Annotated in this window: 15 protein-coding genes; 4 read left to right on the top strand and 11 right to left on the bottom strand. The window is 53.2% G+C overall.

What is annotated here, in order from left to right; translation table 11 throughout:
• From B157_RS0117740 to aroB, 6 genes are all read right to left on the bottom strand, one after another.
• Nucleotides 1-450: a hypothetical protein gene (locus B157_RS0117740; RefSeq protein WP_020604656.1), complete on the bottom strand. Its 450-nt coding sequence runs from the start codon at nucleotides 448-450 to the stop codon at nucleotides 1-3.
• A gap of 112 nt (nucleotides 451-562) precedes the next feature.
• Nucleotides 563-1,087, bottom strand: coding sequence for a DUF4494 domain-containing protein (locus tag B157_RS0117735; protein WP_020604655.1), 525 nt, complete (start codon nucleotides 1,085-1,087; stop codon nucleotides 563-565).
• Nucleotides 1,088-1,235: 148 nt separating this feature from the next.
• A complete protein-coding gene (locus B157_RS0117730; protein WP_169521755.1) occupies nucleotides 1,236-2,162 on the bottom strand; it encodes an SDR family oxidoreductase in 927 nt (308 codons plus the stop codon).
• A 95-nt stretch (nucleotides 2,163-2,257) separates the two neighbouring features.
• Complete coding sequence (locus B157_RS0117725) at nucleotides 2,258-3,097, bottom strand: crotonase/enoyl-CoA hydratase family protein (RefSeq protein WP_020604653.1); 840 nt, start codon at nucleotides 3,095-3,097, stop codon at nucleotides 2,258-2,260.
• Nucleotides 3,098-3,356: 259 nt separating this feature from the next.
• Nucleotides 3,357-3,890 (bottom strand): DUF4136 domain-containing protein, encoded by a 534-nt coding sequence (locus B157_RS0117720; RefSeq protein WP_026308777.1) that lies wholly within the window; start codon nucleotides 3,888-3,890, stop codon nucleotides 3,357-3,359.
• 126 nt (nucleotides 3,891-4,016) lie between these two features.
• Nucleotides 4,017-5,069, bottom strand: coding sequence for a 3-dehydroquinate synthase (gene aroB, locus B157_RS0117715; RefSeq protein ID WP_020604651.1), 1,053 nt, complete (start codon nucleotides 5,067-5,069; stop codon nucleotides 4,017-4,019).
• Nucleotides 5,070-5,158: 89 nt separating this feature from the next.
• Here aroB and B157_RS0117710 point away from each other — a divergent pair, with 89 nt between their 5' ends.
• Nucleotides 5,159-6,400: an MFS transporter gene (locus B157_RS0117710; protein ID WP_020604650.1), complete on the top strand. Its 1,242-nt coding sequence runs from the start codon at nucleotides 5,159-5,161 to the stop codon at nucleotides 6,398-6,400.
• Nucleotides 6,401-6,412: 12 nt separating this feature from the next.
• Here the strand turns inward: B157_RS0117710 and truA are convergent, their stop codons facing one another.
• The 3 genes from truA to B157_RS0117695 form a co-directional block, all read right to left on the bottom strand.
• On the bottom strand, nucleotides 6,413-7,156 hold the full coding sequence (gene truA / locus B157_RS0117705) for a tRNA pseudouridine(38-40) synthase TruA (RefSeq protein WP_020604649.1): 744 nt from the start codon (nucleotides 7,154-7,156) through the stop codon (nucleotides 6,413-6,415).
• A gap of 83 nt (nucleotides 7,157-7,239) precedes the next feature.
• Complete coding sequence (locus tag B157_RS0117700; RefSeq protein ID WP_020604648.1) at nucleotides 7,240-7,743, bottom strand: DUF2165 family protein; 504 nt, start codon at nucleotides 7,741-7,743, stop codon at nucleotides 7,240-7,242.
• Between the two features lie 75 nt (nucleotides 7,744-7,818).
• Complete coding sequence (locus B157_RS0117695) at nucleotides 7,819-9,057, bottom strand: helix-turn-helix domain-containing protein (protein WP_026308776.1); 1,239 nt, start codon at nucleotides 9,055-9,057, stop codon at nucleotides 7,819-7,821.
• Between the two features lie 133 nt (nucleotides 9,058-9,190).
• Between B157_RS0117695 and B157_RS0117690 the strand changes: the two genes are divergently transcribed.
• Nucleotides 9,191-10,609 (top strand): aldehyde dehydrogenase family protein, encoded by a 1,419-nt coding sequence (locus tag B157_RS0117690; protein ID WP_020604646.1) that lies wholly within the window; start codon nucleotides 9,191-9,193, stop codon nucleotides 10,607-10,609.
• 63 nt (nucleotides 10,610-10,672) lie between these two features.
• Nucleotides 10,673-11,344, top strand: a complete 672-nt coding sequence (locus tag B157_RS0117685; protein ID WP_020604645.1) for an outer membrane beta-barrel protein — start codon at nucleotides 10,673-10,675, stop codon at nucleotides 11,342-11,344.
• A gap of 7 nt (nucleotides 11,345-11,351) precedes the next feature.
• Here the strand turns inward: B157_RS0117685 and B157_RS0117680 are convergent, their stop codons facing one another.
• Nucleotides 11,352-13,172: a cytochrome c peroxidase gene (locus B157_RS0117680; RefSeq protein ID WP_020604644.1), complete on the bottom strand. Its 1,821-nt coding sequence runs from the start codon at nucleotides 13,170-13,172 to the stop codon at nucleotides 11,352-11,354.
• A gap of 127 nt (nucleotides 13,173-13,299) precedes the next feature.
• Nucleotides 13,300-14,778, bottom strand: a complete 1,479-nt coding sequence (locus B157_RS0117675; protein ID WP_041952171.1) for a PhoX family protein — start codon at nucleotides 14,776-14,778, stop codon at nucleotides 13,300-13,302.
• Nucleotides 14,779-15,128: 350 nt separating this feature from the next.
• Here B157_RS0117675 and B157_RS0117670 point away from each other — a divergent pair, with 350 nt between their 5' ends.
• Nucleotides 15,129-18,383 carry a SusC/RagA family TonB-linked outer membrane protein gene (locus B157_RS0117670; protein WP_020604642.1) on the top strand — a complete coding sequence of 1,085 codons (3,255 nt, stop codon included), beginning with the start codon at nucleotides 15,129-15,131 and terminating at the stop codon, nucleotides 18,381-18,383.
• Nucleotides 18,384-18,395: the final 12 nt, after the last annotated feature.

The following is an 18,395-nucleotide window of genomic DNA, read 5'->3' as shown; positions in this document are numbered from 1 at the left end:
TCAAATCAGCAGGCTCTGAATGAGCGTCAGAATAGTACGCCCGGAAGGCGAAGGCGGAGGAGAGAAAACGGAAACCGATGCCGAATCTTCAGCAAAAACCCAGTCTACAAGCCAGGTAAATACCGTCACGATACCCGTCAGAACGGATTCGGTAAGGATCTTGACCAGTTTGGCAACAAACTGACTCAGTGACGAAGAGATGTCGATGTTCTCGTAGTGCTGTTCATCCAAGCAACACTCTACCTTTTTAACGGTAGTCCGATCGTCTGCAACAGGCTGGGTATCCGACGCGCAACCAGGCTGTGTACTGTTTTCGGTAAAGGCGACAACCATCATCTTTTTCTTGCCGCGCATGTGGCACGAATGTTCCAGCAACCCGAAGCCAGTACTGCTCAGCAGTACGACGCAGGCCATCATCAGGTTAAGAAATTGGAACAGGGTGCGCTTCATAATGGGGCAAATATCTGCATTGAATACATTCAGCGCAACTTTTAAGGCTTGAAAATGAGGAATTTCGTCAAATACAGCCGTTCTTTTAGGGAACGGCTGTATACTAAGGGGGTCAGGCAGCTTCCGCTTCCGGCTCAGCCGATACCAATTCACTAAGAGGCCGCAGGTTGCGCTTCTCTTCCTCATTGTACGGAAATATATCCAGGATTTTAGTAATGTTCACATCCGTGATTTCAAAAGGGTCGAGGGCAGTTTTCAAACTCACCTCAATCTGTTCGTACGCCTGTTTGGGGGTGTGAGCATTGACCAGCATCAGGCTGGGCGTTTTTTTCTGCTTGCCGGTTTTTTCATCTTCCGTAATGAACATGGCCTTTACCTTGAACCAGATATCGCCCCCATCTTCGGTGTGAAAAACATCGGCCAGTTTCATGCGCGAAATGTCCGTAATCTCAAAATCCGGGGTGTTGGCTGCAATCTCCTGATATAGCCGGGTTTCGGCATCGGTATAGCTAACGGCATCAACCAGATACGCTTCGGTAACCGTTTTCTGCTTGATAAATTCTTCGTTTCGAGTCCCGACGGTTGCGTCGTCAATGGGTTGTTGATAGCGGATTTTTCCAAGAAACCAGTTTGGCATTTTAACGTGTTTTAGTCCGTAAATAGAACAGTTTTTACCGGGTAAAAGTGCGTAAATCAATGAATAATGGGTAATGTAAAATGAATAATGGCGAGACGGGGCAGACTTACATCACCCCTTATTCATTGTTCATTTTCCATTAAAAAAATCACTCCTTCTTACTCTCTTTATTCGCCTGTTTGATGGTTTTCCCAATCATGTCCCACTGCTCTTCCGTTACGTTTTCGAGGTGGCTGAACTCCCCTGCCATCAGTACCTCGCCCCCGTCGATGGTGATGCTTTCCCCGGTGATGTAACCGGAGTAGTCGGAGAGCAGGAAAGCGGCCAGGTTGGCCAGTTCGCCGTGTTCACCCACCCGGTGCAGGGGAATACGGCTGGTAGGGTCCATCATACTCGCCAGAGGTTCGGGAAAGAGCCGGTCCCACGCTCCTTTAGTCGGGAACGGGCCGGGCGCAATCGCGTTGAGCCGGATGCCATATTTGCCCCACTCGGCCGCCAGCGACTTCGTCATGATGAGTGCCCCGCCTTTGGCTACCGCCGAAGGAACCACATAGCCGGACCCGGTGGTGGCGTAGGTGGTCGAGATGTTCAGTACGGTGCCGGGAATTTTGTTTTCAATCCAGTATTTCCCGACGGCCAGCGTAAAATAGTACGTCCCCCGCAGTACAATGTCCACGATGGTATCGAAGGCTTTGTACGACAGTCGCTCGGTGGGGCTGATGAAGTTACCGGCTGAGTTATTGAGCAGTCCGTCGATACGGCCAAATTTCTCAATCGTCTTTGCCATCACGTTTTCAATCTCCAGCGGGTTACGCACATCGCAGGGCACGGCCAGAACTTCCCCCAAACCGCCGGACCCCGCCCCATCGCCCCCCAAAACGCTGGACCGTCCCATTTCGGCCATCAGTTCTTTGGCCGTTTCGTCGATCACGTGCTGCCGACGGCTACAGATGGTTACGTTGGCACCCAGTTGGAGCAGATACCGGCTAATGGATTTGCCGAGGCCCGTTCCACCCCCGGTTACAATAATGGTTTTCCCCTTGAGCGCGTCGTCGCGCAGCATTCCAGTCGTCATCATATTTAATGAGTGAATGATAGAATGAGTGAATGATAAAATGAGTACGCGTCAGCTATTCACTCATTCTGTCATTCACTCATTCTATCATTAAATTAATAGCCTCGGCTTGATTTTTTATTAAATTCTGCTTTTCGCTTTTCCAGTGTAGCCTGCATCACCTCGGAGAAATCGTCGGATTGCAGCTGGCTTGAGTTCCAGACCGCTACGTATTGCAGGCCATCGTCAATGGATTTGTTCAGCCCGTAATTGAGTACCCGCTTGGCACCCTGCACCGCCGAAGCCGAATTGCCGGCAATCTGATGGGCCAGCGTATCAGCCGCTTCGAACAGTAATTTGGGGGTATCGTACACGTGATTGACCAGCCCGATGCGTTCAGCGAAAGCGGCATCGTAGTCCGCACCAGTGAAGGCCATTTCGCGGGTGAATCCCTGCCCGATAATGTGGGGCAAAAACTGGAGCCCGCCAATATCGGGCGTGATGGCCAGTTTGGCTTCGCGCAGGCTGAATCGGGCATCGCGGGAGCAAAGCCGGATGTCGGCTGCGGCTATCATGTTCACCCCACCACCAATGCACCAGCCATGTACGGCCGCAATGACTGGTTTGGGCGACTCATGCATTTTCTGAAAACCAGACTGCATCTGCCGGATTTGCTCCATCAGTGCCACCCGCTGCTCAGCCAGAACAGTGCCGGTGGTCATTTTCCCCAGGCGGGGCATCATTTGAGGCAGGTTGAGCCCGTAACTGAAATGGTCGCCACTACCCCGAAAAACCAGGCACCGGATGTGCGACAGCCTGTTGAGCTCGTCCATTGCTCCGGGTAGTTCCTCCCAGAACTCCGGTCCCATGGCGTTGCCTTTACCGGGCCCCAGCAACGAAGCCGTCATGACGCCATCCTTCTCCGATAGTGATAAAGATCGATACGTTTGTTCCATGTCCCTTTCCTATGGTATGCGTGCATACAGTTTTGTAAAGATAATGGAATAACCAACTCTGAAGCCATTGGAACGGGAGAAGTAACAGGATAGCAGTTTTCCCTTAACGTATTGCACCCTCAATAGCGGTCTCCCCCGAGATGGCCGGGTAAACATAAGGACGGGCAGATTCACAGGCCCTTTTCAGGCAGCGATAAAACAAAGACAGGCGAGACTGTATGCCTCGCCTGTTGAAATTACGTATAAGCCAGTGGCCGCGTTACCGCGCCGTTGCCATGAGAGGATACTGGTCAAAGATGGACCGGACAATCCCTTTGAAGTAGTTGTTTTTGAAATTCTGGTTGCGCATCATCTTGGACGCGTATCCCTTCCAGATTACCTGATAGGACTCGGCATCGATGAGTGAAATCATCAGGGTCCCTTCATCCAGGTTATAATCAATACGCTTGTAGGTGGCTTCATCATCTTCGCGCAGCACCCAGTCTTTAATAACGGGCTGCTGATAGCCCCGGAACCGAAGATCGGACCGGAAGATGTTGTATGAAATCAGCAGGTTCGGGCTCCGATTGCTTACCCGGTAACCCCGTGCTTCCATCTGATGCCGGATTGCATCCTGGATATCGGAGCATAGCAGCGTGGAATCAACAAATTCACACTCTAGAAAATTAAAGGACTCATAGTTTTTAAAATGGCCTTCGTAGCTATAATCGTGCTCTACAAACAATTTGCTCGATGAGCAACCCGCCATAGCAACAACGGCCAGCATACACAATACTCCGATGCACTTTTTCATACTCACGATTGTAAAGAGTTTTTCAATAGAAAATTGTGGTTGATAAATAAGTACTAATCCACTTGGATTCAACTCAAATATAATTGTAATTGTTTGGCAAGCAATACCATATCGCCAAATAATCTGTTATTTATTGAGGCCCCGGTAAAACTCCAGGCCCTTACGCATTTCGGCGGCAGTAACCGGTATATCGAACGCGCAACTCCCGGTCCCGTCGGGCAGCGACATGCGGATTTCCCGACCCCGATTCTTCTTATCCTGTAAGGTCAAGGCCAGAATCGGCTCCGTATCCGCTTCCGTTAGTCGTACATTTCCATATACGGAAAACAGATACTCTTCGATTTCCGTCAACAGTATTTCGTCAATCATCTTCTTATGACACGCGATGTATGATTCGGCCAGCATCCCCACCGCAATGGCTTCGCCGTGCAGGAGCCGCTTTCGGAGTTGACCCGAGCGCGGAACCGTCAGAAAATAGGTTTCAACGGCGTGCCCGATGGTATGGCCGAAGTTCAGAATCTTGCGGATTCCCTGTTCGGTCGGGTCCTGTTCCACCACCCACTGTTTTATCGCTACGGAATGGGCTACCAGCGCAGGCCAGTTCTGTTCATCGAGGTCGCGCCGTCGGATTTCGTCCCACATGGCGCCGTCCGCAATAAGACAGTGTTTGATCACTTCGGCAAAGCCCGACCGTAGTTCACGCTCCGGTAAGGTTTCCAGCAAGGTCGGGTCGATTAAAACGGCGTTTGGCTGTTTGAACACCCCAATGTGGTTTTTGAAGCCGTTGAAATCGATACCCAGCTTACCACCCACACTGGCATCCACCTGCGCGAGCAAGGTGGTGGGTAGCTGTACAAAACTGATACCCCGCTTGTAGGTAGCGGCACAAAATCCGCCCATATCCCCGATAACGCCCCCGCCCAGGTTCAGCACCAGCGCGTGCCGGTCGAAGTTGGCCCGCGTAAAGGCATCCCAGATCAGTTCGCAGGTAGCGATGTGCTTTTGTTCCTCTCCGGCCTTGATTCTGATCAGCGTGTGCTTCGGGAGCATTTCTTTCAGACTGGGGTAACAGAAACGGAACGTATGGTTGTCGGCGATGACGGCGATGGCCGAAAAATCGTGCGCATCCAGAAAAGCGGGCAGGCTTTCAGCCAGGGGGGCGATGGTTACAATTGACATGCTGTAAAAGTACAGCAGTCCGTTCGGTGTAGAAAGTCGAATTCGTACCTATTTTTGAATTTTCCTTCTTTGTCCATTCAGTACCCCCTATGAACGTTCGCTACCGTGTGCTGTCCGGTTTATTCCTGCTCTCCACCATCACCTACCTCGACCGCGTTTGTATGAACGTCGTCAGTAAATACGTTAAAGCGGATTTACACCTCGACAATCAAGAATTTGGCTGGATTCTGGGTGCGTTCTCCCTGTCGTACGCGTTGTTTGAAATTCCTACCGGTTCGCTGGGCGATACCCTTGGCCCCCGGCGCGTACTGACGCGGGTCGTGTTCTGGTGGTCGGGGTTTACGGCCCTGACTGGTCTGGCGTTCAATTTTGTCTCCCTCCTCGTTGTGCGGTTTCTGTTCGGCGCGGGCGAAGCGGGTGCCTACCCCAATGCGTCTATCGTGATTGCCCGCTGGTTTCCGGCGGTAGAAACGGGCCGGGCGCAGTCGGTGATCTGGGCTGCCGGCCGACTGGGCGGTGCCCTAACGCCCCTGCTGGTCATTCCGCTGGTACACTGGGCGGGGTGGCGGTGGGCTTTCGGCTTACTGGGGATACTAGGTGTGCTGTGGGCCATTGGCTGGTACACCTGGTTTCGGGACGAACCAGCCGACATGCCAGGCATCACCAGTGCCGAAGTAGCAAAAATTGAAACCGGTCGAAACCTTAAGCCAAGCGACCACCGCATTCCCTGGACAACCATTATCCGCAACCCCGATTTGTGGGCGTTGATGCTCATGTGCCATCTGTTCTTTTACGGGTCGTATTTCTTCACCAACTGGTCGTCGGTGTATTTTCAGGAAGGGCGCGGGCTGAGTGAAGACGAGACGAAGAATTTCATTTCCCTCTCCTATTTTCTGGGTGCTATCGGCTGTCTGGTTGGCGGTGGCCTGAGCGATGTGCTGACCAGACGCTACGGACTGAAAATTGGTCGCCGGGCGGTGGGCGTAACGGGTTTGGGACTGTCGAGCTTATTTTTCCTGCTGGCGGGCCTGACTGAGGATAACCAAATGGCGGGTTACCTGCTGGCAACCTGCGTGCTGATGAAAGACCTGGCTCTGCCCGTTGCCTTTGCCGTGTGCGTCGACATTGGCCAGCGGAATGCCGGTACGGTGGCGGGTTCGATGAATTTTGCCGGGCAACTGGGTGGTTTCTTCATCACCATCCTGTTTGGTATCATTGTGGAGCAAACCAAAAACTTCAATTACCCCCTGTTCATGATTGCGGGCTGCCTGCTGGTGAGTGCGCTGCTGTGGTTCCACATCGACCCCACAAAACCCGTGTCAGTGAAGTAACCGGAAGCTTGCTCATGCAGGTGTCAGAAAATCATAGCCCACTTCCGTCAGGAACAACCCCGCAGCGGGTGCGGCCCGGCCCGCCTGTTTCCGGTCGCGGGCCAGGATGGTGCGCGCTACATCGGCGACGCTTCGTTTTCCCTGCCCTACGTCCAGCAACGTGCCCACTATGGCCCGGACCATGCCGTGCAGAAAGCGGTTGGCCTGAATATGAAAGACTAAATCGCCGTTCGGCTTCTGTTCCCAGACAGCCCTATCGATGCGGCAGTTGAATGTCTTGACATCGGTTTTGATCTTGCTAAAACTTTCAAAATCTGTATGTTTCAGGAAAATGGCAGCCCCTTCGTTCATAGCCTCTACGTTCAGAGGTAATGTAAAAACATACGTCATGCCCTGCTGAAACGGGTTTTTCCGGCGACTGATGTGATACTGGTAGTAGCGGTACGTAGCCGAAAAGCGGGCATGGTCGTCAGGACGGACGGGAAAGCAATCGTACACCGCTATATCGTACGGTATCAGGCTATTGAGCGACCGGAGCAGGTGTTCGGGCGGGGGGGCATCCAGGTCGAGGTGGGCAAATTGCTGCGCGGCATGAACGCCCGCATCGGTCCGGCCACTCCCCACTAGGGCAATGGGTTGGCGGAGTACCGTAGTCAGGGCGGTTTCGAGTACTTCCTGTACGCTCAGGCCGTTGGGCTGCCGCTGCCAGCCGTGGTAGTGTGTTCCTTTGTAAGCCAGTTCAAGAAAATAACGCATCGCACCGGCAAAAGTACGGGTTGTGGCTTACTTGCCGACAAATAGGGATATGAGAAAGTCATCGGCACCGGTTAGCTCTCCCATTACAGGTCATCCTTCAGATGCAGCAGAATCAGGGTAAAAGCCAGAAAGTTGACAATACGCTCAGCACTACCCAAGCCGTTCCAAGTGGTACTTTGCCACATAGCGAACCATTCTCCACCAATGACCTCGAAACCAAAAAACCAGATAATAATACCCACAAGTAACCCGGCAACGGCCCAGTTCTTGGCCGCGTGGAACGATTGGGCATCCTTTTTCAAGTGGGTAACCAGTTTCCAGCTCCCTGTCAAACAGCAAAAGGCCATCCCCATTTCCAGCCCGATAATCAGAAGGTAACCCGCGTGAAAAAGAACCGGGTTATCGATGGTACGATTATGGATAGCACTGTCGGGGAAGACGGTATCCATTTTCATGACGTGTTCTACAAAGTGGTAATTGGTGTAATAATCGGTCGTGTTGCCGATTACCACCAGCAACGCCATAACACCAACCGCAAAGACTGAAATTATTTTGGCCAGTCGGAACAGGAAACCAGTCGGGTACATGCTGACTAAATTATGTAGCGTATAGGTGCTTGTATAGCGTTCAACGAACGGGGAGTAAGCACTACGTAACTCCAGCTACATCCGCTCCACCTCGAACTTCAGTTCGTCCACCAGTTGCCGGAGCCGGTCGGTATTGGGGGGAGATAGGGGGAGTTGCTGGCTGACGAAGGCGCAGACTTCCCACACCTCCAGTACATCTTTCAGGGATACGTCCAGATTGGGTAAATCGACGCGGTCAGTGGTCAGGAGGAGTGACCCTTTCACCTTTACCTGATTGTATACCCGTCGGCAGCGAATCCCGGCTCCGGTGGGTTGTTGCTGAATGAGCAACACGTAGAGTTTACCATCGGCAACATCAAACCAGTTCCGCACGAATTTACCCACGAGCAGAGCCCCCGGAAACGCGAAATCATCGCCCGCTTCGAAGGCCCGGTAATGGTCTTCGGGCAGGGTGGGCAGGTGCATGGCGGGTAGCCGACGCAGGAAATCGGTCTGCCGGTACCGCTGACCATACTCGGCAAACTGCCGCTGCATCACGACCGGAAAACTCGGCGTTACCGGCTGACTGGTTGATGCCGGATGCGCCGATGCCGACGCTCCTTCGTATACGTTGTTAAACGTCAGTGTTTCGGTCGGGCGGCTGGCCGGAGTGGGCCGGGGTTCAGGCTGGGACGAAAACAACCGCTCGACGGGGGGGGCGGCATTTCGTTCCGGCGGTCTGGAATCGGCCGGGCGTGACTGGTAGGCCGCTGGTTGCGGGCGGTCGCCGGGTGGATTGGATTGACTCCCCGGCCGCACGGGGGCGGTAATAACGGGGGGCACAACGGGTTCCCGACGGGGTTCCCCGCCTGGATTGGCCCGGCCTGGATTGGCCTCCGCCGGTTTGTAGTATTTGTTCAGCACCGAAGCCAAAGGCTGTGGTTCGGGCGTGGGGGCTGCGGGTTGCGCAAAAATATCGGGAAAGTCGGGGTGTTGAAACGGGTCATCATCGGTGGTCAGTTTCCCGTCAGACCGAATGGCCGCTGCATGCTCATTCGTACTCCGACCGGCGTAGGGATCATCTCCTTTCTGGCCAAGTGGGATACTCAGACTGGGTGTTTCGCGGATTTTCCGGAGGTCCTGCCGGGTCAATAGCTCCACGGTGGTGTTGAAGGCCTTGGCAATAGCCTGAATATTCTGCTGGTTTGGATTGGCACGCCCCTCTTCATAAGCCCCTAACAGGGAACGCTTTATGTTGATTTTTCGGGAAAACTGCTCCTGGGTCAAACCATTCAGTTTGCGTAGGTAGCGGATATTGTCACTAACGAGCGTCATCCAGTTCGGGTTGGCTAAAGTTTTAGCTAAGATAAAGGATTCACGTTTTAAATCCACATATCGCACTTTTTTGTACTTTTAACGTACTTTATTACACTGTTTTGCGTGTCTGCTCCCCCCAACTAGGAACCCCATGATAGCCATCCAACCCAAAACCGACATCCAAACCACGTTTGACCTTCAGCGTCGGCACGCGCCCCACATGGCACTTACTACCGCCAACCAGCGTATCGAACGCATCCGGCGCATTCAGACCTGGGTGAGTAGCCACGAAGCCGATATTCAGCGGGTGATGTTCGACGATTTCCGGAAGCCATCGGCCGAGGTGATGCTGGGCGAACTGATGGCCCTATACGCAGAAATCAAGTACACCGTCGGGCAACTGAAACGCTGGATGAAGCCCCAGTCCTTACCCACTCCCCTTGCGCTGACTGGCACAAAGAGTCATCTGGTGCATGAGCCTAAAGGTAACGTACTCATTATTTCGCCCTGGAATTATCCATTCGTGCTGGCCATCCGTCCGCTGGTATCAGCTATTGCGGCTGGCAATGTAGCCATCCTGAAACCATCGGAACTGACGCCCCACACGTCCGGGCTGATTAGCCGGATGATCACGGAACTCTTTCCGCCGGAAGAAGTGGCCGTTTTTGAAGGGGATGCCGATGTGTCGAAATCACTGCTGGAACTACCGTTCAATCATATCTTCTTTACCGGTAGCCCGGCGGTGGGGCGCGTGGTCATGACCGCTGCGGCCAAACACCTGGCGTCGGTCACGCTCGAACTGGGCGGCAAATCCCCCGCTATTGTCGATGAGTCGGCGGGTATCAAACAGGCCGCGCAGCAACTGGCCTGGGGTAAATGCCTGAATAACGGCCAGACCTGCATTGCCCCCGATTACCTGCTGGTTCACGCATCCGTAAAGGCGCCCTTCATGCAGGCCTTCCGCGAAACGCTGACCGCCATGTATAGCCCCGATGGCCAGCCCGTTGCTGCATCGGACAGTTACGCCCGCATTGTGAACAGCCGCCATTTTGACCGTATCCACGCCCTGCTCGATGATGCGCTGGCGAAGGGCGCGACGATTGCGGTAGGTGGCCAAACGGATGCCGACCAGAACTTCATCGAGCCAACCGTGCTGGAAGGCGTAACCGACGATATGCAGGTGATGCAGGACGAGATTTTTGGGCCGATACTACCGGTATTGACCTATACCAACCTCGACGATGCCCTGCGGATTATTAACCGGCGCGAGAAACCGCTGGCCTTGTACATACACAGCCGCAACCAGAAAACCACCCAGTATATCCTGGACCGTACCTCGGCGGGTGATACCGTCGTGAATGATACGCTCTTACAGTTCGGGAATGTCGAGCTGCCATTCGGTGGGGTCAACAACAGCGGTATTGGCAAATCGAACGGGTATTTCAGTTTCCAGGAGTTCTCCAATCAGCGGGGCGTGATGCAGCGCGACTTCGGTACCATGAAATTCATCTACCCGCCCTACACCGATAAAGTAAAGAAGTTGATAAACTTCATTGTGAAGTACGTATAGTTTTTGGCGCGCGTTCCAACCGTTTCTGCCTGTCGGGAGTCCTTGACAAAACAGACCATACCAATGAAAAAAATCTGCGGTATCCTATTCGCTATCGTCCTGACCGTTGGTAGTGTTCAGGCGCAAACGGATACGCCCTCAAAGGAAAAACGCTGGAATGTTGGCGTAGCAGGGGGTGTGAACTATTCGTTTCCACGAATAAAAAATCCTTTTCCAGCTCATTACCTACCCCGCGTTGGATACCAGGCCGGAGTAGACATTGCGTATCGGCTCAACAGCCGGATGACGTTGCACGGACAATCGCTGTTGGAGCGGGTCTCAAATGACAGAATCGACAACCAATGGGAAAGCCCCATTTTTAACATTGCTGCCTTGAAAACTCCAGTTACCTACCGCTATTATGTTCTTCCGTCCGGCAAATCGCTCTTTGTTGAGGCAGGGGTTAGTTACAACAGAATTGTGAGCAGCCAATACAGGGAGAATCTTTTTGTTGTGTGCATCACAGGTCCATGTCCAACGTGGTACAGTCCGAAAATTGCCCCGTTAACCAGATCGGCGGTGAGTGGCCTGGCGGGTTTAGGCGTCGATATAGCCCTTCAAAAAGTCACTATTCCGGTTACACTTCGGTACGAACGATACCTGAGTAACTACCTGTTTCCTGCCGCTTATGAAACTCAGCCAAATAAATCCGTTGGTTTCGAAACGATTACTTTAATGACCGGAATCAATTTTTAAGTCCCTGTCACAACGCCTTCATAAAGGCAACCAGCGCGCTTTTTTCCGGCTGCGTCAGGTCCAGTTTGTCGAAGGGCAGGGTTTGGTTGGGGAGGTTAAAGCCCAGCCCATTGCCCCCGCCTTTGTTATAAAAATCAACTACCTCTTCCAGGGTTTTGTACACCCCGTTGTGCATGTACGGGGCCGTTTTAGCCACGTTCCGCAGCGTGGGTGTTTTGAAGGCGTGGCGGTGGGGTTCCCGTTTCGTCAGGACAAACTTGCCCACATCACTGTCCACCTGCTTTCCGTCGGCGGTGGCCGGAACGCCCAGCACTTCGCTCTCCGTTTCCTGATAAGCCGGAGGCACCGTCCCGTTGAACAGGGGGAAAAAGTGGCAGGTGGCGCATTTACCTTTGCCCATAAACAGGTTGAACCCCCGCTTTTCTTCAGCCGTCAGGGCACTGAGTTGACCCCGAAAATACTGGTCTACCCGCGAATCGAGGGTGGTGAGTGACCGGATGTAGCTGGCAATGGCATTCTTGAGTGTCCGTTCCGTTACGCCTTCTTTATACGAACGGACAAACAACGTCTTGTACTGGGCATTTTGTTGCAACGCCTTTACGGCATCGGGCAATGAACCATGCATTTCCTGCCGGTTTCGGATCACATCACTGGCCTGGTCTTCCAGAAAAACCACCCGAGAATCGGCAAACTGAACCGCCTGAAAGGCCGCGTTCAGCAATGTTGGCGCATTGCGGTCAATCCGGCTCCCATTCGTGCCGATGGCTAAACTTGTTGGTTCCCCATCCGTAAACGCACGTTCCGGCTGGTGACAGGACGCACAGGTACGGTTGGCATCGCCCGATAGAACAGGATTGAAAAACAGCTTTTTACCCAGGGCTACGCGGTCGGGTGTGCTGCGCTGTTCGGCAAAATCAACGAAGTAGCGGGCATCGAATATACCCGTATCGGTCAGGGTTCGGGCGGAGGGCGACAGGAGTCGATTTTCGGTAAAAACCGGAATCTGTAAGGCATTTTGGGCATCGAGCAACAAACCGCTCAACACATTGGCCTGCTGATCGATAAACGTCAGCCGGTCGAACGAATCGAAATTCCGGGCCGACTGGAGTGCGCTGATGGCCTGTCCAAACGCTTTCGTCAATTTCTCCGCCAGGGCTGCGTCGGTTTCTGTTAATGGATAATGCCCAAGCTGCTCCTGCATACTTTCCAGCGCAGCAACCGATTCGGGTAATGAAGAGAAGTCGATGGGCGAATCGAACCCCGTTATCCCCAGTGAGATAATCCGAAACACCTCTAACCGCATGGCATCGAACACGTGACTATCAGTCAGTTCGTTGGTTTCAGATATGGTGCGCAACCGATGCACATTGGAACGAAGAATGGTAACCTGATGCACCATTTCGGCCCGGTTTGCCGAATCCGGCGCCGGAAAAATCAGTTCTTCGAGCACCTGAAACCCTTCGGGCGCGTTAACCCGCAGGTCATCGTCTACGTCGGGAATGTTTGGCCCGTTGAGGGCGCGGGTCGTTTCGGGGCTGTAATAGGCCGCTATAAACTCGACCCGCTTGTAGGCCAGCCGCGCCCGCAGAAAAGCCGCCTGTACTGCCCCGGCCGACTGCCGCGTACGGATAGCCCCCTGCAACTGACTCACGGCACTGTCCAGCCCGTTAATGTCCTGCATGAACGCCTGCTTTACCAACTGAGCGGGCCTGGGTCTTGGGCCATTGAGCAGGCCGTAAACGCAGACGAAAGACAGGATAACGGCTCCCAGCACCAGCAGCCACCAGATACCGGGCCGGGCCGGTTTTGATTCACAGGAAACAGCCATTCGGCCAACAGACGTTTGTTCGACAGGCATTGATATGTACCGTTTCATGACTGGAGCGGGAAGAAAACCACCCAACCAGAAAACATCCGGTCGGGCGGTTTCTGGATGACACGCTTAGTTTGACTAGTTACCGGGGCAGTCCTTCAATCAGGATAAGCTGACTGGCCTGATTTTCGCTGAGTCGCTTCGATCCGCCATCGACGCCCTTGTACTTATCGCCCCGCCAGGTGTGCGCCTGAATGCCGAGCATAAACGTATTGGGCCGACCCGTTACATCCGACACGTCGATCATACCGCTGCTTTCCCAGTCACCCAGGGCTGATGTACCACCCACGTTGTATTTAGCGGCATCGGCTTCAGTCCGGCGGTGGTACAGTTCAATGATAGGAGTCAACTGCTTCGTATTCAGGTTATACTGATACACGTAGCCATCATGCTTCTCGTCGCCGTAGCCGTTTGGGTCTTCCATGATGTAGATATAGTTGGTCGTAACGCAAACGTTATCCGGGTCCTGAAACGTTTTGGCGATACCAGACCGGTCGTCGCCGTTCAGGATTACTTCCAGCTTACCTTTCGTTGGATCGTTGGCATCCAGCGTCAGTTTATAGATACGGCCATATTTAGAACGGGAATAGTCGGCATTCGCGCCCGAATTATCCTGACCCGTCACGGCAAAAAATACGTCCCGACCGTTGGCACCACCCCCTTTCCGGTAATCGACATCCTCTACCCGACCAAACTTTATGCCTTTCAGCGTATTTACCCTAGCGTTGATCTGGGCGCCCGTGAGGGTTTTGTGGTTGTCGATTTTAACGAATTCCACGTCATACATCGTCCCCGGATTCATGTCCATTTCGCGTTGGTTGCCATCGGTCCGGCGCAGCATATACAGGGAACCGTTATCCAGATCGCCCACCGTATTAGAAAGGTACATGGCCACCTGACCACCATCGGTACCTGAATCATCATCGCCAATGACGATAACAGTTTTGTTGGGATAGGCCGTTTTAGGCAGGGGCACCGCATTTTCGGCACTCCACCGGCCCAGTCCAGCTACTTCCCGCGAGATGGCGGCCTGCTGCGGATCCGCATCTACCCGCAACGCGTGGGTCCGCGACTCGGCACCGCTTTCACCGCAGGTCAGGAATACCGGACCAAAACCATGCTCAACAGGCGTGGCCAGCGTGGCCGAACATAACCGCCAGGTTCCTCCGTCGGAATTCAGAATATACTCGCCTTTGATGGGCTTGAAGGCTTTGTCGAGGGTGATGCGTGATACGGCGAAGTTATCCTCGTTGTTCACGATGAGCGAGTAATTACCATCGGGGTTCTGAAAGATACCCGCTCCATCGGCCGAGCCGCCAAACACGTAACTGGGCGATTGCGCCAACTGGTCATCGCTGCTGAGCAGGGAATACATCGAAACGCCACCTGCCGCCAGACGGCCACCAGCGGCACCGGGCAGCAATTTAGCCAGCACGGGCGTAACGGAACGATTCTGAATGACGATAGCCGGGCTATCGGGAGCCCGATGATCGGTACAACCAGCCAGAGCGAACAACGTCAGGAGAGCTGTAGATGATAGTAAACGTTTGTTTGTAGCCATAAGTAATAAGGGGTCAGCTAAATTTTCACAAAGCTATTCCTGGGTTATTACCTCAGTATTAATCCAGTATTATGGCAATGATAAGATTAAAAAAACAGTAAAAACTCCCATCTTTTTCAGGCCCTCAGCCCATTTACTACCCATGACTATACGCTTACAAGCCCTCCTACAACCAAAATAACTATACGAATAAAAAATTGACTTTATCAAATAAAACCCCTTTTAATTCCAAACTATCAACTATTAATAAAATTATCTACCGAAATAATACATAACTACAGTATTATATTCCGACTCAATTGTCGTTAATTTGGAGTTAAAATTTCATCTTAACTTAAATACACTATTCTATGAAACAAGTACTACTACTTGGCGTAGGAAGTATACTTATCCTGTTGTCCAACCTGGCCTGGGCGCAAAGCCGAACGGTTTCAGGAAAAGTTACTTCCGCCGATGATGGCAGCTTCCTGCCCGGCGTGAACGTGGTTATCAAAGGAACATCAACAGGTACCGTTACCGATGCCAACGGCCTTTATTCGCTCTCGGTCCCAACAACGGGTAGTTCACTGGTATTTTCCTTCATCGGCCACAAGACGTTAGAGCAGCCGATCAATGGCAAAACAACGCTCGACGTGGCACTGGCTGGCGATACCAAACAGCTCTCCGAAATCGTCGTTACAGCACAGGGTATTCTGAAAACGCGGAATGAGCTTTCCTACGCGGCTCAAACGGTATCGGGCGATGCCATCAGCAACACCCGCGATGCCAATTTCGTCAACGCTTTGTCGGGTAAAGTGGCGGGGGTACAGATTCAGAAAAACAATGGTCTGGGCGGTTCGACGGGTATCGTTATCCGGGGTTGGAAATCACTGAACGGATCGAACCAGGCGTTATTTGTGGTGGATGGTGTCCCTATCGACAACTCGACCAACAATGCCTCCCGCACCAGCCGGGGCACGGCCGGGTATGATTATGGCAACGCGGCTGCCGATATTAACCCGGACGATATTGAGTCGACCACCATTCTGAAAGGACCGGCGGCTACGGCGCTCTACGGCTCACGGGCCTCGAACGGTGTCGTCTATATAACGACTAAAAAAGGGCGTAAGAAAGGACTGGGGGTAACGATCAACACCGGCCTTACCTTCAGCAACGCCGACAGAAGCACGTTTCCCAAATATCAGAAGCAGTATGGTGGTGGGTACGGCAAATACTACGGCCCTACCGGTGACGGTTATTTTGACCAGGCCGACGTAGACGGCGACGGTAAGCCCGACAATATTGTACCCACTTACGAAGATGCTTCGGTTGGTGCACCGTTCGATCCCAGCCTGCTGGTGTATCAATGGAATGCCTTCGGTGATCCGACATCCCCTACCTACAAGAAAGCAACGCCCTGGGTAGCTGCGCAGAACGATCCGTTTTCGTTCTTCGAGCAGGGTATCACGACGAATAACAGCGTTACCATCGACGGCGGTAATGACAAAGGATTCTTCAAACTGGGCTATACCTTCAATAAAGACAAGGGTATCCAGCCGAACAGCCACCTGCAAAAAGACTTCCTCAACTTCAGCGGTTCGTACCTGGTGACCCCCCGCCTGACAGCCACGGCCTCCATCAACCTGACCAACGTGAAAGGAAAAGGCCGCTACGCGCAGGGCTACGGCGGCAACAACAACATTTCCAGTTTCCGGGAGTGGTGGGAAGTGAACGTTGATGTTAAAGAGCAGGAAGCAGCTTACCAGCGGACCGGCCAGAACATTACCTGGAACTGGGCCAGCGGTCTACCCAACAAAACGGGTATCATCTACTGGGACAACCCGTATTTTGCAGCCTACGAAAACGCCCCGAACGACAGCCGGTTACGCTACCTGGGCTACACCAAGCTGGATTATAAAATCACCGACTGGCTGAATGCCATGGGCCGGATTTCGCTGGATTCGTACACGCAGGCGCAGGAAGAACCAACTGCCGTGGGTAGTATCGTATTTCCCGCCGGTCGGTACGTGCGTCGTGATTTGTCGTTCAAAGAATACAACTACGACTTTTTGCTGACGGCGAATAAGAATTTCAGCCCCAGTCTTTCCTTCAAAGCAGCCGCCGGTGTCAACATCCGGAAAACCTCCCAAACCGGCCTGAGCGCGCAAACCAACGGTGGTCTGGTGGTCCCTAAAATCTACGCACTGTCGAACTCGGTCAACCCTATCGAAGCACCCAACGAGCAGGGCTACTACCTGAATAAGCAGGTGAACGGCTATTTTGCCGATGCGGAAGTGGGCTATAAGGATTTTATTTTCCTGAACGGATCGTACCGGCGCGATGTGGCCTCTACCCTGCCTAAAGGCAATAATGCGTACAACTACGGCCAGATTTCGACCAGCTTCGTGTTTTCCAAATTTATCCAGGATAACCCGTTTTTCACCTTCGGCAAACTGCGGGCCAACTACGCCGAGGTGGGGGCCGATGCGCCTTTCAACGCCCTGGCCGACCTGTATGACAAACCAACGGCCTTTGGCTCGATTCCGCTGTTTTCGGTACCTGGCACCAAAAACAACAACAACCTCCGCCCGGAACGGACCAAGAGTTACGAGATCGGGGTTGAGACGTCGTACCTCGACGGCCGTATAGGCCTGGACGTAACGTACTTCAACTCACAGTCGGTGGATCAGATCATTCCGGTAACGGTATCGACGGCTACGGGCTATAACTCGAAGTACGTCAACGCGGGTATTCTGGAAAACAAAGGGCTGGAAGTATCGCTGACGGGTACCCCCGTCAAGATCGGTGCCTTCCGGTGGGATGTCAACCTGAACTGGACCCGCATCCGCAACAAGGTGGTGAAACTGTACGACAACGTTACCAACTTTGCCCTGCCCAATGGCGATTTCCAGGCCAGTGGCTCCTCCAACGCCCCACTCGGCAAAAGCTACGGTACGCTCTACGGAACGGATTATATCTATACCAACGGTCAGCCTACGGTTAACGCCACTACGGGCCGTTACCTGCGCACGACCACGACGACCAATGAGATTGGCAACATCAACCCCAAATGGACGGGTGGTCTGCAAAACTCATTCAGCTACAAAATCCTGACGTTCAGCTTCCTGCTGGATGCCAAGCAGGGGGGAGACATCCTGTCTATCGACCAGTATTACGGGCTGGCTACCGGTCTGTACGAAGAAAGTGCCGGTTTAAATGAACTGGGCAAGCCGGTACGCAGCCCGGTAGCCGATGGCGGTGGTATCCTGCTGCCCGGCGTCAACCCGGATGGTTCGGTCAACACAACCCGGCTCAACATGCTCGATTATCCGCAGGCGGGTACACAAACCATTGGACCAACGCACCGCTATGTGTATGACGCGAGTTACCTAAAATTGCGCGAAGTGCTCTTTACCGTTGCTATGCCACCGGCCCTGCTGGCTAAACTGAACCCTTTGCGGAGTCTGTCGCTTTCGGTGGTTGGCCGGAACCTGTGGATCATCCACAAAAACATTCCGTACGCCGACCCCGAAGACAACCTCGGCGCGGGTAACATTCAGGGGGTGCAGGTAGGAAGCCTGCCCAACGTTCGTAACATCGGTTTCAATATTAAAGCAACATTCTAATTCTGTGCTTAC

Source organism: Spirosoma spitsbergense DSM 19989 (assembly GCF_000374085.1).
GTDB lineage: Bacteria > Bacteroidota > Bacteroidia > Cytophagales > Spirosomataceae > Spirosoma > Spirosoma spitsbergense.
The sequence above is the reverse complement of the archived record's forward strand: the minus strand, read 5'-3'. Positions and strand labels throughout refer to the sequence as shown.

Coding starts and splice junctions, on each gene's coding strand:
- truA (WP_020604649.1), bottom strand. CDS start 7,156: ATGCGTTATTTTCTTGAACTGGCTTACAAAGGAACACACTACCACGGC.
- B157_RS0117740 (WP_020604656.1), bottom strand. CDS start 450: ATGAAGCGCACCCTGTTCCAATTTCTTAACCTGATGATGGCCTGCGTC.
- B157_RS0117695 (WP_026308776.1), bottom strand. CDS start 9,057: ATGACGCTCGTTAGTGACAATATCCGCTACCTACGCAAACTGAATGGT.
- B157_RS0117680 (WP_020604644.1), bottom strand. CDS start 13,172: ATGGCTGTTTCCTGTGAATCAAAACCGGCCCGGCCCGGTATCTGGTGG.
- B157_RS0117730 (WP_169521755.1), bottom strand. CDS start 2,162: ATGACGACTGGAATGCTGCGCGACGACGCGCTCAAGGGGAAAACCATT.
- B157_RS0117685 (WP_020604645.1), top strand. CDS start 10,673: ATGAAAAAAATCTGCGGTATCCTATTCGCTATCGTCCTGACCGTTGGT.
- B157_RS0117700 (WP_020604648.1), bottom strand. CDS start 7,743: ATGTACCCGACTGGTTTCCTGTTCCGACTGGCCAAAATAATTTCAGTC.
- B157_RS0117670 (WP_020604642.1), top strand. CDS start 15,129: ATGAAACAAGTACTACTACTTGGCGTAGGAAGTATACTTATCCTGTTG.
- B157_RS0117725 (WP_020604653.1), bottom strand. CDS start 3,097: ATGGAACAAACGTATCGATCTTTATCACTATCGGAGAAGGATGGCGTC.
- B157_RS0117710 (WP_020604650.1), top strand. CDS start 5,159: ATGAACGTTCGCTACCGTGTGCTGTCCGGTTTATTCCTGCTCTCCACC.
- aroB (WP_020604651.1), bottom strand. CDS start 5,069: ATGTCAATTGTAACCATCGCCCCCCTGGCTGAAAGCCTGCCCGCTTTT.
- B157_RS0117735 (WP_020604655.1), bottom strand. CDS start 1,087: ATGCCAAACTGGTTTCTTGGAAAAATCCGCTATCAACAACCCATTGAC.
- B157_RS0117720 (WP_026308777.1), bottom strand. CDS start 3,890: ATGAAAAAGTGCATCGGAGTATTGTGTATGCTGGCCGTTGTTGCTATG.
- B157_RS0117690 (WP_020604646.1), top strand. CDS start 9,191: ATGATAGCCATCCAACCCAAAACCGACATCCAAACCACGTTTGACCTT.
- B157_RS0117675 (WP_041952171.1), bottom strand. CDS start 14,778: ATGGCTACAAACAAACGTTTACTATCATCTACAGCTCTCCTGACGTTG.